This window comes from Nocardia callitridis (genome assembly GCF_039543305.1).
Lineage (GTDB): Bacteria > Actinomycetota > Actinomycetes > Mycobacteriales > Mycobacteriaceae > Nocardia > Nocardia callitridis.
In genome coordinates this window covers 253708-268551 of sequence record NZ_BAABJM010000008.1, presented here as the reverse complement: position 1 = coordinate 268551, position 14844 = coordinate 253708, and the positions used below count along the sequence as shown (strand labels likewise).

At 66.7% G+C, this 14844-nt stretch carries 17 protein-coding genes; 8 read left to right on the top strand and 9 right to left on the bottom strand.

Going from position 1 to position 14844, the window contains the following annotated elements:
• Positions 1-10 precede the first annotated feature (10 nt).
• A complete protein-coding gene (locus ABEA50_RS28860; protein ID WP_345499481.1) occupies positions 11-994 on the bottom strand; it encodes an AraC family transcriptional regulator in 984 nt (327 codons plus the stop codon).
• A 99-nt stretch (positions 995-1093) separates the two neighbouring features.
• Here ABEA50_RS28860 and ABEA50_RS28855 point away from each other — a divergent pair, with 99 nt between their 5' ends.
• Positions 1094-2092: an MBL fold metallo-hydrolase gene (locus ABEA50_RS28855; protein ID WP_345499480.1), complete on the top strand. Its 999-nt coding sequence runs from the start codon at positions 1094-1096 to the stop codon at positions 2090-2092.
• Between the two features lie 159 nt (positions 2093-2251).
• The gene (locus ABEA50_RS28850) at positions 2252-2404 is read left to right on the top strand and encodes a hypothetical protein (protein WP_345499479.1); all 153 of its coding nucleotides are present in this window, start codon (positions 2252-2254) and stop codon (positions 2402-2404) included.
• Positions 2405-2407: 3 nt separating this feature from the next.
• Here the strand turns inward: ABEA50_RS28850 and ABEA50_RS28845 are convergent, their stop codons facing one another.
• Positions 2408-2923, bottom strand: coding sequence for a GtrA family protein (locus ABEA50_RS28845; RefSeq protein ID WP_345499573.1), 516 nt, complete (start codon positions 2921-2923; stop codon positions 2408-2410).
• Between the two features lie 106 nt (positions 2924-3029).
• On the opposite strand from ABEA50_RS28845, the gene ABEA50_RS28840 reads away from it, so the two are divergent.
• From ABEA50_RS28840 to ABEA50_RS28825, 4 genes are all read left to right on the top strand, one after another.
• Entirely contained in the window at positions 3030-4397 is a 1368-nt protein-coding gene (locus tag ABEA50_RS28840; RefSeq protein ID WP_425577734.1) for an FAD-binding oxidoreductase, read from the top strand.
• Positions 4398-4464: 67 nt separating this feature from the next.
• A complete protein-coding gene (locus ABEA50_RS28835; protein ID WP_345499477.1) occupies positions 4465-4749 on the top strand; it encodes a GNAT family N-acetyltransferase in 285 nt (94 codons plus the stop codon).
• Between the two features lie 69 nt (positions 4750-4818).
• Positions 4819-5013: a hypothetical protein gene (locus tag ABEA50_RS28830; protein WP_345499476.1), complete on the top strand. Its 195-nt coding sequence runs from the start codon at positions 4819-4821 to the stop codon at positions 5011-5013.
• A 118-nt stretch (positions 5014-5131) separates the two neighbouring features.
• A complete protein-coding gene (locus ABEA50_RS28825; protein ID WP_345499474.1) occupies positions 5132-6130 on the top strand; it encodes a hypothetical protein in 999 nt (332 codons plus the stop codon).
• Positions 6131-6223: 93 nt separating this feature from the next.
• On the opposite strand, the gene ABEA50_RS28820 is transcribed toward ABEA50_RS28825, so the two are convergent.
• The 4 genes from ABEA50_RS28820 to ABEA50_RS28805 form a co-directional block, all read right to left on the bottom strand.
• Complete coding sequence (locus tag ABEA50_RS28820; protein ID WP_345499472.1) at positions 6224-7927, bottom strand: hypothetical protein; 1704 nt, start codon at positions 7925-7927, stop codon at positions 6224-6226.
• Positions 7928-8132: 205 nt separating this feature from the next.
• Positions 8133-8417, bottom strand: a complete 285-nt coding sequence (locus ABEA50_RS28815) for a hypothetical protein (RefSeq protein WP_345499470.1) — start codon at positions 8415-8417, stop codon at positions 8133-8135.
• Positions 8418-8530: 113 nt separating this feature from the next.
• Positions 8531-9691, bottom strand: a complete 1161-nt coding sequence (locus ABEA50_RS28810; protein WP_345499468.1) for an acyl-CoA dehydrogenase — start codon at positions 9689-9691, stop codon at positions 8531-8533.
• A gap of 146 nt (positions 9692-9837) precedes the next feature.
• Entirely contained in the window at positions 9838-10524 is a 687-nt protein-coding gene (locus ABEA50_RS28805) for a TetR family transcriptional regulator (RefSeq protein ID WP_345499466.1), read from the bottom strand.
• 79 nt (positions 10525-10603) lie between these two features.
• On the opposite strand from ABEA50_RS28805, the gene ABEA50_RS28800 reads away from it, so the two are divergent.
• Positions 10604-10831 (top strand): excisionase family DNA-binding protein, encoded by a 228-nt coding sequence (locus ABEA50_RS28800; RefSeq protein WP_345499464.1) that lies wholly within the window; start codon positions 10604-10606, stop codon positions 10829-10831.
• A gap of 334 nt (positions 10832-11165) precedes the next feature.
• Here the strand turns inward: ABEA50_RS28800 and purE are convergent, their stop codons facing one another.
• Positions 11166-11666, bottom strand: a complete 501-nt coding sequence (purE, locus tag ABEA50_RS28795; RefSeq protein WP_345499463.1) for a 5-(carboxyamino)imidazole ribonucleotide mutase — start codon at positions 11664-11666, stop codon at positions 11166-11168.
• Positions 11659-12831 carry a 5-(carboxyamino)imidazole ribonucleotide synthase gene (locus ABEA50_RS28790; protein WP_345499572.1) on the bottom strand — a complete coding sequence of 391 codons (1173 nt, stop codon included), beginning with the start codon at positions 12829-12831 and terminating at the stop codon, positions 11659-11661. The genes purE and ABEA50_RS28790 overlap by 8 nt, the downstream gene beginning before the upstream one ends.
• Before the next feature lie 155 nt (positions 12832-12986).
• On the opposite strand from ABEA50_RS28790, the gene ABEA50_RS28785 reads away from it, so the two are divergent.
• Entirely contained in the window at positions 12987-13526 is a 540-nt protein-coding gene (locus ABEA50_RS28785; RefSeq protein WP_345499462.1) for a GtrA family protein, read from the top strand.
• Positions 13527-13533: 7 nt separating this feature from the next.
• On the opposite strand, the gene ABEA50_RS28780 is transcribed toward ABEA50_RS28785, so the two are convergent.
• Complete coding sequence (locus ABEA50_RS28780) at positions 13534-14844, bottom strand: sensor histidine kinase (protein ID WP_345499461.1); 1311 nt, start codon at positions 14842-14844, stop codon at positions 13534-13536.

Below are 14844 nucleotides of genomic sequence, written 5' to 3'. Positions count from 1 at the left end.
CGCTAAGACCTCACGGGGCGTGAGGTGCAAGACCCGCCGCGGCGGTTTCGGCGAACGAGTCGGCATCGTCGTCCCGTTCGGCGGACGGTCGCGGCGCGGTGCGGCGATAGCGGCCGGGCGAGACGCCGAACTGCTTGCGGAAGGCATGCGAGAAGGCATACGCGTTGGCGTACCCGACCCGGCTCGCCACGGTGGCCAGCGGGTCGGTGGTGCCGCGCAGCATGCCCGCGGCCGTGGTGAGCCGCCACCAGCTCAGGTACCCCATCGGCGCCATGCCGACGACCGAGGTGAAGCGCCGCGCCAGGGTGGCACGCGAAACGTCCACCTCGGCGGCGAGCCGATCATTGGTCCATGCCGAGCCCGGGTCGGTGTGGATGGCGCGCAGCGCGGCCGCGACCACCGGATCGTCGAGTGCGGCGGGCCAGACGCCCTTTCGGCTCATCGTCATCCATGCCCGAATCATGTACACCAGCAGCAGGTCCAGCAGGCCGGGCACCGCGACGCAGGAACCGGGGCGACGCTGGTCGAGTTCCATGCCGAGAAGTTCGATAGCGGAACGCAATTCCCGTTGATCGCCGATCCGGGCGGGCAGATGGATGAGCGGAGGCAATTCGGCCATCAGCGGATGCTGCCCCCTTCGATCCAGCCGATACTTGCCACACAGCACCTCGAATTCGCCCGACTCGGAGTGATTTTCGGGTCGGTCCCGCCACTGTTCGAACGGGACGGCCCGCGCCACGGCCTCGGCGTCGACCGGGCGATCGGCGAGCACGTGCGCGGTGCCGTGCGGCAGCAGCACCGCGTCGCCGGGGCCGAGCGTCACCGGCGCACCGCCGTCCGGCAGCACCCAGCAGCTGCCGCGCAGAACTATGTGGAAACCCGCGCCGTCGTAGGCCGCGAGCCGGGTGCACCAGTCGGCGGCGCTGCCGCGCAGTCGGCTCGACGACGGGCTGCCCACCCGCATGGCGGCGATCGCATCGCTCAGCACATCCATGCCTCGATCGTACCGAAAGCTTCGCCATTGAGCGTTTCTCATATCTATTTGAGAATCGACAGCATTGTTCGGCTCATACTTGCGACATAAGTTGAGGTCATGACATCTTCGTCGCACCTGTGGTTGGGCAATGTCGAGATCTTCCGCGTCATCGAATGGCACGGCCCGCTCATGCGCGGACCCGACCTGCTCCCCGATACCACCGAGCAGACCTGGCTGGACAACGCCGACTGGCTGGCCCCGGAGCACTGGGCGCCCGATACCGAACTGGCCGTCGCCGCCGTACAGACCTGGGTGCTACGCAGCGCCGGGCGCACCATCCTGGTCGACACGGGTGTCGGGAACGGGCGGGAACGCCCCGGCCGCGCTCTGTTTCACCGCAGGGATGGTGACTTTCTCGAACGGCTGATCCGGGCGGGGGTGCAGCCGGACGAGGTAGACGTGGTGATCAACACCCACGTGCACGGCGACCACGTCGGCTGGAACACCCACGACGTCGACGGCGAATGGCTGCCGACCTTCCCGAACGCGCGGTACCTGGTCCCCGCGGCCGACGACACCTACTTCGGCCCGAAGAACGGCTACGCGCGGGGCCGCCGCCCCGACGACCGCCTGCTGTACGAGGACAGCATCGCCCCGGTGCACCGATCCGGCCAGGTCGAGCTGTGGGACGGCGCCTTTCGGATCGACGACGCACTCACCTTGGAATCGGCGCCCGGCCACACCCCCGGTTCCTCGGTGCTGCGACTCGACTCCGGCGCCGATCGCGCGGTCTTCGTCGGCGACATGGTGCACACCCCGATGCAACTGCTGCATCCGACGTGCAGCAGCTGCCTCTGCCTCGATCCGACCGAGGCCGCGAGCACTCGTCAGCGCGTGCTCGAACGTGCGGCCGACCGCCGCGAACTGGTGATCCCCGCCCACTTCGCGGGCGCCGCCGCAGTGGAAATCCGCCGCGCGGGAAGCCGTTTCGAGTTCGGAGAATGGCAGTTCACCGATGACATGGACAGTGCGGCCACCACCCGAAGCGCGGCATCCAGCGAATCGGAGCCCGGCTCGAAAGTGGATGACGAGCGCGCTGCCCGTGCCGACCGATGACGTTCCCGACGGCCAGTCGTATGCGTGCGAGATCTCCTGCCGCACAGCCGAATCAGTGAGATTGCGCGGTCGGTCCCGGCCTTGCCGCAACAGACTCACGCCGCGACACTCGGTGCGACGACACCGCCTCCGCATAGGCGCGCAGCGTATGACCTCGTCATGATCGGCGGCGCGGTGCGCGCCGTCCCCGAGCACACGGTGCTGTTCGAACGCCTCGTCAACGCGATCGCCGACGCCGCGCCACGAATTCGCTTCTGCTTCAACACCTCACCCGAGACCACGCTCGACGCGCTACGCAGAGCCGCGGCCTGACGCTCACCGGGCATCCGAGGCGAGCGGGCGCGCCGGTTCGGCCTCGTCGCGGCGGCGGAACACCACCCACCGCATCGCGCTGTACATGTAGACCGCCTCGCAGGCCCCCGCGAGCAGGCGTGCCACATGGTATTCGACGCCGAGTGCGGTGAGACCGCTGCTGACGCCGAGCAGGAACAGCAGATAGTTCAGCACGACGACCACGACGTACACACCCGCCTGCTTGCCGACGGGTGCGTGTGAATGGAAGTTGAAGGTGCGGTTGAGCACGAAGCTCAGACTGAACGCGCACGCGTAGGCCGCCGTGACCGACAACCAGACCGGCAGCCCCCACCCGCCGTGCAACAGCGTCAGCAGGATCAGGTCGATCAGGAAGGTGAATCCGTTGATCACCGCGAAACCCAGAAATGTCGGCGCGACAACGTGGTTCAAACCGAACGGCAGCCGGGCGACGACCGCGACGCACACCTTGCCGAACCGGTCGACAGCCTTGTCGATACTCTTCGCCGCCTGCTGCACGCGGCCAGCCTGCCAGCGGAAGGTGTCGGCGAAGTGAGCACTCGGCAAACCCGCCGGTCATCCGGGAGCGCCGAGTACGCCACGACCGGGCACCCCGCCAGCTAGCGTGGATGGCGTGGATCTGCATGAGTTGATCGATCTCCTTCCCGACGGCACGGTGATCACCGACGCCGACCTGCTCGCGAGCTACCGACAGGACCACGCCAACGATCCCGACGCGGGCACACCCGTCGCGGTGGTGCGCGCGAACAGCACCGACGACGTGGCCACGACCCTGCGCTGGGCGCACGAACGCCACATCGGGGTGATCCCGCGTGGCGCGGGCTCCGGCCTGTCCGGCGGCGCGACGGCGGTCGACGGTTGCCTGATGTTGAGCACCGAACGCATGCGCGCGATCACCGTCGACCCGGTCACCAGGACCGCGATCGTGCAACCAGGACTGATGAACGCCGAGGTCAAGCGGGCCGTGGCCGAGCACGGCCTGTGGTATCCGCCCGACCCTTCGTCGTTCGAGATCTGCTCGATCGGCGGGAACGCGGCCACCAACGCGGGCGGGTTGTGCTGCGTGAAATACGGTGTCACCACCGATTACATCCTGGGTGCCGAAGTGGTCCTCGCCGACGGCACCGTGCTGCGCCTCGGCGGACCTCGCCTCAAGGATTCGGCGGGGCTTTCGCTCACCAAGCTGTTCATCGGCAGCGAGGGAACCCTCGGCGTCTTCACCGAACTCACCTTGCGGCTGCTGCCCGCACAGCCGCCGCAGAGCACGGTCGTGGCCGGTTTCGCCACGTTGGCGGGCGCGGTCGAGGCGATCCTCGCCATCACCGGCGAGCTGCGTCCCTCGATGCTCGAATTCATGGACTCCGTCACCATCAACGCGGTGGAGGACGAGATGCGGATGGGTTTGGACCGCAACGCCGCGGCCCTACTCATCGCCCGTTCCGACGCACCGGGCCAGTTCGCGTTACGTGAGGCCGAGCTCATGGTCGAGGCGTGCGAAAAGGCCGGAGCCACCGAGGTTTTCCATACCGAAGACCTCGAGGAGGGCGAGGCGTTCACCGCGGCGCGGCGCTTCGCCATCCCCGCGGTCGAACGGCTGGGTGCGCTCCTGCTCGAGGACGTCGGCGTCCCGCTGCCCCGCCTCGGCGACCTGGTCACCGGCATCGAAGCCATCGCGCAGCGGCACGAGGTGACGGTGTCGCTGATCGCGCACGCGGGTGATGGCAATACCCACCCACTGATCGTGCACGACCCCACCGACCCCGCGCAGACCGCACGCGCACACGAGGCGTTCGGCGAGATCATGCACCTGGCCATCGAGCTCGGCGGCACCATCACCGGTGAGCACGGCGTTGGCCGTCTGAAGAAGCCATGGCTGGTCGACCAGCTCGGGCCCGAGGTACTCGCCGTCTCGCAGCGCATCAAGGACGCACTCGACCCGCATGGCATCCTCAACCCCGGCGCGGTGCTCTGAGCACCCACGCGACCCGCCCACCTCGAAATCAGGAACATTCTCGCCAGGACAGGGGTTCTACCGAACTATGACCACCAGGCTCGAGCACAATGTCGCGGATACCCGTTTCGAGATCTACCTCGACGACGTCCTCGCGGGCTACGTCGACTACGCCGAACGCGAGGACCCGAAGGTGCGCGACTTCCAGCACACCATGACCTTCCCCGAGTTCCGAGGTCGCGGCGTCGCCGCCCAGGTCGTGGAGTTCGGCTTGCACGATTCCAAGAACGCCGGGTTCGCGGTCATCCCGACCTGCTGGTACGTCGACAAGTACATCGTCGAACACCGCGAGTACGCCGACCTGGTCGCCTGACACCGGCGGCCGGTCGCCGCGACCGGACAAGCATCGGCCACCGAAGCTACTGTCCCGGACAGAAATTCGATGCAAGGGGCATCGATCGCTGGTATCTGGCTGTGCGCCTTCGGCATCGGGTCGCTGCTGCTCGAACTGATGCAATTCATATTGTTGGCCTGGGCGCAGGATTATCAGCCGGTACTCGGCATCGTGCTCGCCGTCGTCGGCGCCGCTCTGCTCACCGCTCAGATCGTCACGGCGAACCGACAGCCGATCGAGTAGCGGGCGGGTCACTGTCGCGACCTGCTCCAACGGCGGACTGATCGATGAAAACCGTTGTCGTGCAACGCGATATCGGACGCGTCAGAATTATTCCTCAGATCGCGACCAGCAGTCGATCATGTCGACGCCGCCACCCGGCAAGCACGGCACTCACGCCGGGGTCGGCGGAGTTCGCTATACCGGGTCGGCGGTGTCGCGCATCGATCGCGTGGTGCGCCCGCACCGCAGTGCGCTGACCACCGCGGCCGATCCTCGCTCGAAAAGCACTCCGACGGGTGACAATCGAGCCATGGCCGACTTCGTGCTATCTACCGAACGCCGCGGCGAACTCGCCGAACTACTCGGCGACGAGCATCTACTGCGCACGCGTTATCCGAGGGTCGCCGAGTACCTGGATGCCGCGCCGAGACTGCCGGGGACCGGCGACGAGAGCGCCGATGCCGCGTTCGACCTGCGGTTGGTGCATTACCTCACCGGGGGTGCGTCCGAGAATCCGTACTGGGACATCGTCGCGCCCTCGGTTGGCGACGACGGTGCGCGCCGCGTGGTCAACGGCGGTCGACCGCGCGGAAGCGCACGTCTCGCCTTCGCGCAGACGATCCTGCAAACGGCGTACGCCTACGCGATCCCCGCACCCGAAACCTTGGACTGGGTCGCCGAATTCGCCGACGGTGCCGAGGTGGTGGAACTCGGTGCCGGTCGTGGTTACCTCGCCCGCCAGCTGACTCGAATCGGTGTCACCACAGCGGCGTACGACGCCGAGCCGCCGGACACGACGTCGAACCCGTCGTTCCCGCGGGCGGCGGGGCAACCCCAGGCCTGGCAGCACGTCGGCGATCTGACGGAGTTCGCGAAACAACCGCTCGCAGACCGCGTCTTGTTGCTGTGCTGGCCACCCGGCTGGGGTGATCCGATGGCCTCGCGCGCGCTGCACGAGTTCGAACAGGCGGGCGGCGAGCGGCTGGTCTTTCTCGGCGAACCGCACGGCGGTAAGACCGGTGACGACGGGTTCTTCGCTCGACTCGACTCGGCGTGGTCATTGAAATCATCGGACGCCCACTATGTTTCGTGGTGGAACCTGAATGACGTCGCGCAGGCGTGGCAACGCCGGAAGTAGCGCCGGTCCCCTCCCTCCGGCGCTGCCTCCGACATTGTGTGCACCGGAGCCGTGCGGCAATGACTCGTGCCGCGCCACTCCGGCCGACCGGTCTCAGTGACCGGTAGCGAAATCGGCCAACCGGGTGGAAACCACCTCGGGGCGACCGTTGTTCTGGCGCGCTGCGGCGGTGAGCACGTCGAGGTGGTTGTAACCGGGTAGCTCGATCACCTCGTCGCGCGGGTTTCCGGAATCCGCGACAGGAATCCCACCGCTGCTGCGGAAGCTGATGATCGGGTTCTGGTTCACACCGTCGCGATGAATGTGGTTGTGGGCGAACGACGGTGCCGTCTTCTGTTGCAGATCCAGCGTCAGCCGCGAAGGGAAATACCACTCGGTGAAGTCCAGCGGCGGCTCGGTCAGGCTGCGGGCCAGCTCATCGATGGATGTGACCTCGCTACCCGGCTCGGTGTACGGGCCGGAATCGGCGATCGCGGGATCGTTGTAGTCCAGCCAGCGATATACGGTGTCCTGGTCGAACCTCGTCGGCGAAACCTTCGGCGCGTCACCGAATCCGCCCATCGCCAGGCGGCTTCGGGCGATGGCGTCGGGCACCGGGAAGGTCTTGGGACCGACCGGCCCGCCGCCGACGAATCCGACGCTGGCCTGTAGGAAACCCAGCGGTTGCGAATTGTCGTCCAAGATCGCGCCGAGCACCGCCTGGTTGCTCGCGTTCAGTTGCCGCACATCGGGATTCCCGGTCGCGAACATCCCCAGGTCCTGGGAAAGCAGCGTGCGCAGCGTCCCGGTGATATTCAAGTTCTCCGGCAACCGACGCACGAGGTCGTTGGTCTCCTCGGGTCGCAGCCGCGCCGCGAGACCGGCCAGTGCGAGCAGGTTCGTGGTCTCCGGGTTGATCACCGCGGGCAAGCGCAACACCGGCATCGCCGTATCCAGTGCGAGCGAACCGTTTTCCACCACGCCCGCCAGCGGTGCGGGCAATTCGGGGAAGCTGACGCCACGCACGCCGAGGCCGGACTTGATCGAGGTGTCCAGCGCGAAGTAACCCGAACACTGGTTGTATCCGGCGTCGTCGGTGGTGGCGGGGTCGCCGTCGAAATCCCATTCGGCGAAGTACCCGGTGACGAAGCCGCCCAACGAATGTCCGCCGCACAGCACCTTCTGCTTGCGCACGGCCTGGTCGGGGAACTCCAGCCGCAGGATGTCGTATTCGTCGCGGAGGGTTTGTTCGAGCCCCTGGTCACGCAGCCAATCCGTCTGCGCGCCTTCGGCATAACCGGCGAAGCGACGGCCGTCTGCCTCGCCGTCGCGGAAGTAGTAGTCGGTGGCGGTGTCGAACGATCCGTTGCCCAGCGCAGCCTGCACTCCGGTGTGGTCCTCGAGGCAATTCGAGCGGCGATCCAACGCCCAGAACTCGATGTGTTTTCCCTGTTCGGCTGCGCTGGCGACAGTATTACGCGCGACGCTGTCGAACGCGCCAGCACCCTCGAAGACACCGGGTTGTGCCACCAGCACCCGGTCGGCGTCAGCGGCGGAATCCGGGCCGTCGGCCGAACGCCACCGCAGGTAGGAAAGGGTGTCACAGGCCGAAGGGTGCGGTGGGGCGCTCGCCGGAAGCGGCACCGACAAGGTGACCACCGACGACACCACCGACGACACCGGCGAGGACGATTCGTACACCGATTCGGTTCTGCCACCCGGCTCGGCGTTCACTACCGGAACGCTCACCGAGGCTCCGACGACACCGGCCGCGAGCGCCAACGACACGACCGACAACGGCGTCCGCCGAACCCGCATGCGTTTCATCCCTTCACCACATCGAACGTGGCGATGAAACCCCATGCGCCCGCATTCGGTGCCCGAATCGGCACAGCTCAGGCGAGCTCACAACGTGCACAGCGCGTCGAACAGGAACCCTCACAGTTGACCGAAAACGGGTCATGCCATCGGGAAAGCCGTTGTCTCCGAACGCACAACGGCCCAGCTACGGATCGGCGACCAGCTACTCGACGTCGAAGTACTCGTCGCCAGGGCGCTCCCACTCCGGGTGCGTCTGCCAATACGACCCACCCGGCAACCCGAGCAACGCCCAATGCCACGCATCGTTATGAAAGACCAGGCCACGGTTCGCGACATCCGGCGGCTCGTACTCGTAGAACCGCAACGCCTCCGCATGCGCCGCCGCCGCGGTCTTCCCGAGATACCGCTCCAGCACCCACGCATACCGCCGCCGCTCTTTCCCCAGGGTCTCGAGGTACTCGTCCTCGGACAATTCACCCGCGCCCATGGACCGACCGTAACCGATGCCAGCCGCCACGACTTCCCCGCACCGGCCACCGCCCGGCAACCCGAGAGGAACTGTCTCGGATCACCGTTCGACGCGACCGAGCCCGGTGAGGTTCAGCCCTTGAGCAGCGCGCGGCTCATGACCACGCGCTGGACCTGGTTGGTGCCCTCGTAGATCTGGGTGATCTTGGCGTCGCGCATCATGCGTTCCACCGGGAAGTCGGTGGTGTAACCGGCGCCGCCGAACAGCTGCACCGCGTTGGTGGTGACCTCCATCGCCACATCGGAGGCGAAGCACTTGGCGGCGGCGGAGATGAAGCCGAGGTTCTTCTCGCCGCGTTCGGCGCGGGCAGCCGAGGTGTAGACCATCAAGCGGGCGGCCTCGATCTTCATCGCCATGTCGGCGAGCATGAACTGGGTGTTCTGGAAGTTCGAGATCGCGGTGCCGAACTGCTTACGCTCCTTGGTGTAGGCGATCGCCGCGTCCAGCGCGCCCTGGGCGAGGCCGACGGCCTGCGCGCCGATGGTCGGGCGGGTGTGGTCGAGGGTTTGCAGTGCGGTCTTGAAGCCGGTGCCGGGCTCGCCGACGATGCGGTCGCCGGGGATGCGGCAGTTCTCGAAGTACAGCTCCGCCGTCGGCGAGCCCTTGATGCCGAGCTTGTGTTCCAGCGGGCCGACCACGAAGCCTTCGTCGTCCTTGTGCACCAGGAACGCGGAAATACCGTTGGAACCCTTGTCGGGGTCGTTCACCGCCATCACGGTGTACCAGGAAGACTTGCCGCCGTTGGTGATCCAACACTTCGAGCCGTTGAGCACCCAGTCGTCGCCGTCCTGCTTGGCGCGGGTGCGCATGCTCGCGGCGTCGGAACCGGCCTCGCGCTCCGACAGCGCGTAGGAGGCCATCTCACCGTTGACGATGTCGGGCAGCACCTTCTGCTTCAGTTCCTCGGAACCGTTGAGGATCAGACCCATGGTGCCGAGCTTGTTGACGGCGGGAATCAGCGACGACGAACCGCAGACGCGGGCAACCTCTTCGATCACGATGCAGGTGGCCACCGAGTCCGCGCCCTGGCCGCCGTAGCTGTCGGGCACGTGCACGGCGTTGAAGCCGGCGGCGTTGAGGGCACCGAGTGCCTCCTCGGGAAAGCGCGCGTCGCCGTCGACGTCCTTGGCGTACGGCGCGATTTCCTTCTCCGCGAGCCCACGGATGGCCTGGCGTAGTTCGTCGTGGAAGTCCTCGAGCTTGAACAGATCGAAATCCGGGTTTCCCGCCATGGGGCTCACTCCTGGTCGTCGTCACATGTCAGCAGTCAGGTGTCGGCACTCGGTGCCACATCAACGCAGAGCATACGCCTTGTTCCGCAACCACGTGCCGATACTCGATGGCACTGGGTGTCAATACCGTGCTAGTTCCTGGTAGCTCACAGGGTACCGAGCTTGCGCGCGAGCAGGTCGGCGACTTGCCTGGGCGGCGTATCGCGCGGGAACACCGCCAACACCAGATCGTCGGCGTCGGCACGATGACGCACACCGCGCGGAATCGCCGCCAGCTCCGCCCGTAGATCCACCGCACCCGCGTCGGTCTCCGCGCGCACCATCCTGCGCAACAGGTAATTGTGGGTCGCGGTGACGGACGCCGCGAACTGCACCCGTGTCAGATCCGGCACCTCGGGCAGCCGCGCACGCAGGTAGTCGGTGAACAACCGCTCGTAGCGGAACACCGTCACGATCTCCCGCTCCCGCAGCGCGGGCACCTGCCGCACCACCTGATACCGCCGCGCGGCGATCTCGCGCCATTGCGTGAACCGCTCGAACACCTGCACCACCGCGATGCACACCGCCTCCCACGGATCCTCGTGCGGCGCATCGAGAAACTCCGCGGCCTGACTCAGCTGCGATTCGTGATCGGCGAAGATCACGTCCTCCTTCGACCGGAACTGTCGAAAGAACGTCCGCCGCGAGATCCCGGCCGCCTCCGCGATCTCATCGACCGTCGTCGCCTCATACCCCTTGTCCGCGAACAACCGCAACGCCTGATCCACCACGGTCAACCGAAATTGCGCGGTACCGTCCCCGCCGCGCGTACGGGCAATATCGCCGGTAGTCACAGCTCCACCGTAGCGATCCCCGCGCCCTACCCGCGTCCCCACTTCGAGTAACCGCATCGACCATTGCGAAGTAACCCTCGTGTCCGCACACACCGAGCTCACGGCACAGCGGGCGGCAGACGTGCTCAACGTGTCGCCCCCTTACCTGGTCGGACTACTCGAGTCAGGCGACATTCCCTACAGACAGACCGACAGGCATCGCCGCATCCGATACGGCGATGTAAAGAAGTACCGGCAACAAAGCGACACCGAAAGCGCCTCCGCCGCTGACGAACTCACACGTCTCGGCCAGGAACTCGGCGCCTGATCACACCGACCGACCTCCCGCGCCTCGGGGCCCGATGCGCACGTGCAGCAGCACATCGGAATCCTGACTATCCGCAGACCCTCGGCGGTTTGGTCGACATCAACGCGATCTGAATCCGAGCGGCCCCCTGAATGACGCAAGCCGTGGGCCTCGTCTCCGGCGAGTGATCCCACGGCTTACTTCCAACCCCACCTCGATAGGGCGGCGATACCAGCGAAATTAGCACCGGTTGGTTCGGGCCACATTCTGACCCGAATAGACCAGATCGAAACTGTCCATCATTCCCAGCAGCGCTGCTCGGTGCTACGCCGCGCAGGTCGTCCGCGCGCTCACCTCAGCCCAGCAGCTTGGCACGCAAGGCGTTGTCCTTGTCGGTCACCATGTCGGCAAGGTCGGCTTGGAAGCGTTCCATACGGGTGCGCAAGGGCTCGTCGGTGGTGGCGAGGATGCGGACGGCCAGCAGGCCCGCGTTGCGGGCGCCGCCGATGGAGACGGTGGCGACGGGGACGCCCGCGGGCATCTGGACGATGGACAGCAGGGAGTCCATGCCGTCGAGGTACTTCAAGGGGACAGGGACGCCGATTACCGGGAGTGGGGTGGCCGAGGCGACCATGCCGGGGAGGTGGGCGGCGCCGCCCGCGCCCGCGATGATCACCTTCAGGCCGCGACCGGCGGCGTCCGTGGCGTAATCGAGCATGCGCTGCGGGGTCCTGTGTGCGGAAACCACACCCACTTCGAACCGAACACCGAACTCCGCCAACGCTTCCGCGGCGGCCTCCATCGTCGGCCAGTCCGAATCACTACCCATGATCAGGCCGACTCGAGGTTCACTCATGTGGGTCCCATCCATCCGTCCATATCGCGTGCGACATCCAATGCGCCGCACGCTCGGCCTGCTCGCGCACCACGGCCACATCGGCGCCGAGCACATTCACGTGGCCGATCTTGCGGTCCTTACGCTCCCCCTTGCCATACAGATGCACCTTCGCCTCGGGCAACCTGGCGAACAAATGGTGCAGCCGCTCGTCCATCGACATCTCCGGCGCCGACGGCGCACCGAGGATATTGGCCATCACCACCACCGGCGCCAACGGCTCGGTCGAACCGAGCGGGTAATCCAGCACTGCCCGCACATGCTGCTCGAACTGGCCGGTGCGCGCGCCGTCCATCCCCCAGTGCCCGGAATTGTGCGGTCGCATCGCCAACTCGTTCACCAGCAACGCGCCGTCGCGCGTCTCGAACAGCTCCACCGCCATCGCACCGACCGCACCGAGTTCCCGCGCGAGATTCAACGCCAAGGTCTCGGCTTCGGTCGCCAGATCGTCGGAAAGCTCGGGGGCGGGTGCGATCACCACCGCACACTGTCCCGCGCGCTGCACGGTCTCCACCACCGGCCAGGTCGCCGCCTGACCGAACGGGGAGCGCGCCACCATCGCCGACAGTTCCCTGCGCAGGTCGACCTTCGCCTCCACCAGCAGCGAAACACCCTGCTCCAGCTGCTCTTTCACGATCGCCGCCGCGACCTCCTCGGACTCCGGCATCCACACACCGCGCCCGTCGTATCCGCCGCGCACCGCCTTGAGCACCACGCGCCACTCGTGCTCGACACCGAACGCCACCGCGTCGGCGACCGTAGCCACCGGCGCGAAGGCCGGAACAGGCACGCCGAGCTCGGACAGTCGCCTGCGCATCGCCAACTTGTCCTGCGCGTAGACAAGGGCCTGCGGCGGCGGCTGCACATTCACCCCCTCGGCGACCAGCGCCTCGAGGTGTTCGGTCGGCACATGCTCGTGGTCGAAGGTCAACGCGTGCGAGCCGATAGCCACTTTGCGCAACGCCGCCAGATCGGTGTGGCTACCCAGCACCACGTCGGGCGTGACCTGCGCGGCGGGGTCATCGAGATCCGCGGCCAGCACCCGCAGGCGTTGCCCCAACGCGATCGCCGCCTGGTGGGTCATCCGTGCCAGCTGCCCACCACCGACCATGGCCACCGTCGGCATCGAGGAGGGGTCGAAGGATCGCACGCTCACGACGCGATCCCTCCTGCGAACGGTGTACACCCGCGTGGGGCCTCGGTGTCGAAGATTGGCTGTCTCACGCTTGCCAATATTGTCACGTCCGGCGCAAATGCCTGGTACCGGTACACTCCGGTCTTGTGTCATTCGTCGACAGCGTGGTCAGCGCGCTCCCGAAGCCGCTGCAACACATCGCTTACCGCAACCGCGAACTCATCAAGTTCGCCATCGTCGGCGCCACCACGTTCGTGATCGACAGCGGCATCTTCTACATCCTGAAATGGACGGTCCTCGCGGAGAAGCCGGTAACCGCCAAGATCATTTCCAGCGTGATCGCGGTGATCGCGTCTTACATCCTCAACCGCGAGTGGTCGTTCAAGAACCGAGGCGGCCGCGAACGCGCCCACGAGGCACTGCTGTTCTTCGTGGTCAGCGGCATCGGTGTGGTACTCGCCTTCACCCCGCTGTGGGTGTCGAGTTACGTGTTCGACCTGCGCCAGCCCAACGTGAGTTTCACCGTCGAGAACGTCGCCGACTTCATCAGCGCCTTCATCATCGGCAACCTGCTCCAGATGGGATTTCGCTTCTGGGCGATGCGGCGCTGGGTTTTCCCGGACCAAATGGACGAAATCTCCAGCGAATTCGAAGAACTCGTCGAAGAGGAATTCGGTAAGGGCTGAACCGCGCTCATCGCGGCTCGGTGACCGTCGCCGCGCTCTGCGACCGATACACCGACGAACCGAGAAAGACCGCGAACAACGCGGGCCTGCGGCGCTGCAACTCCAAGCGTCCACCGTCGGCCTCCACCAACGCCCTCGCCAACGCCAAACCGACGCCGGTGGACCCGCCCGCGGAGAACCCGCGATCGAAGATGTGTGGCGCCAGTTCGTCCCGTATACCGTCGCCCTCGTCGGCGACCTCGACACACACCAGCGGCTCACGGTCGGCACCCGGCCGCACCGTGCGCACCGACACAGTGCAGGTGCCCCCGCCGTGCATCAGCGCATTGTCGATCAGCACCGCCACCACCTCGCGCAGCCGGAAACCGGTGAACGGCGCGCTCAACGACTCGTCCCCGAGCAAAACCAACGTCCGACCGGCCTCGGCGAACGGTGGCGTCCACTCGGCGACCACCCCGCGCAACTCGTCCATCACCGGCACCGGATCGCGATCGGTGGCATCGTCGTCGCGCGCGGCGCGTACCAGATCATCGATCGCGTCGGTGAGCCGATCCACCTGCGCCATCGCCTCGTCGGCTTCGGCGACCACCTCGGGGTCACGGTGGGTCGACAACTCGTCCAACCGCAACCGCACCGCGGTGAGGCGACTACGCAGCTGATGCGAGACATCCGCCACCAACGCGTGCTCGCGCTGCAACCGCCCCGAAATCTCCACGGTCGCCGAATCGAGCACATCGGAGACCCTGTCCAGCTCGGAAATTCCGTGCCTGCGTGGATCGGGACGGAAGTCGCCCATGGCCAGCCGCGCGGCGCGCGCGGCGACATCGCGCAACGGGTCGGCCACCCGCCGGGCCGTGACCACCGCCACCGACACCGCCGCCGTCAACGAGGCGAGCACCGCCAACGCCACCACCGCGACCGCCTGCACCTGCATGGAATGCATCGGCCCCGAGGGCACCTCCAGTCGCAGCGACCCCGACGTGCCCATCGCCAGCGACTCCACCAGCGGATCGGGCACCTCGTCGACCCCGACATCCATCCGCGAGGCGTTGTCCTGCGGCGCCGGATACACGATGGTGAGCTTGCCGTCCTTGGGTACCAACGGCGCCACCGACCTGATATCCAACTCGCCGACCACCGTGCCTCGGTCGTGTTCCTGCGCGATGATCTCGGTGGCGATCCCGTCCAGGCGGGTCTGCAGATCGTTGCGGGTGATGTCCTCGACCCACAGCCACGCCGTGTACACCAGCGGAACCCCGAGCACCACCGTGGTGATGGTCAGCACGGTGAGCATGGACCGCAGAATTCTGCGCCGCAC

Excerpts from the sequence above, each read along its gene's own strand:
- ABEA50_RS28855 (WP_345499480.1), top strand. The coding sequence starts at position 1,094 with ATGACATCTTCGTCGCACCTGTGGTTGGGCAATGTCGAGATCTTCCGC.
- ABEA50_RS28835 (WP_345499477.1), top strand. The coding sequence starts at position 4,465 with ATGACCACCAGGCTCGAGCACAATGTCGCGGATACCCGTTTCGAGATC.
- ABEA50_RS28860 (WP_345499481.1), bottom strand. The coding sequence starts at position 994 with ATGGATGTGCTGAGCGATGCGATCGCCGCCATGCGGGTGGGCAGCCCG.
- ABEA50_RS28825 (WP_345499474.1), top strand. The coding sequence starts at position 5,132 with ATGTCGACGCCGCCACCCGGCAAGCACGGCACTCACGCCGGGGTCGGC.
- ABEA50_RS28830 (WP_345499476.1), top strand. The coding sequence starts at position 4,819 with ATGCAAGGGGCATCGATCGCTGGTATCTGGCTGTGCGCCTTCGGCATC.
- ABEA50_RS28815 (WP_345499470.1), bottom strand. The coding sequence starts at position 8,417 with ATGGGCGCGGGTGAATTGTCCGAGGACGAGTACCTCGAGACCCTGGGG.
- ABEA50_RS28820 (WP_345499472.1), bottom strand. The coding sequence starts at position 7,927 with ATGCGGGTTCGGCGGACGCCGTTGTCGGTCGTGTCGTTGGCGCTCGCG.
- purE (WP_345499463.1), bottom strand. The coding sequence starts at position 11,666 with ATGAGTGAACCTCGAGTCGGCCTGATCATGGGTAGTGATTCGGACTGG.
- ABEA50_RS28810 (WP_345499468.1), bottom strand. The coding sequence starts at position 9,691 with ATGGCGGGAAACCCGGATTTCGATCTGTTCAAGCTCGAGGACTTCCAC.
- ABEA50_RS28790 (WP_345499572.1), bottom strand. The coding sequence starts at position 12,831 with ATGCCGACGGTGGCCATGGTCGGTGGTGGGCAGCTGGCACGGATGACC.
- ABEA50_RS28850 (WP_345499479.1), top strand. The coding sequence starts at position 2,252 with ATGATCGGCGGCGCGGTGCGCGCCGTCCCCGAGCACACGGTGCTGTTC.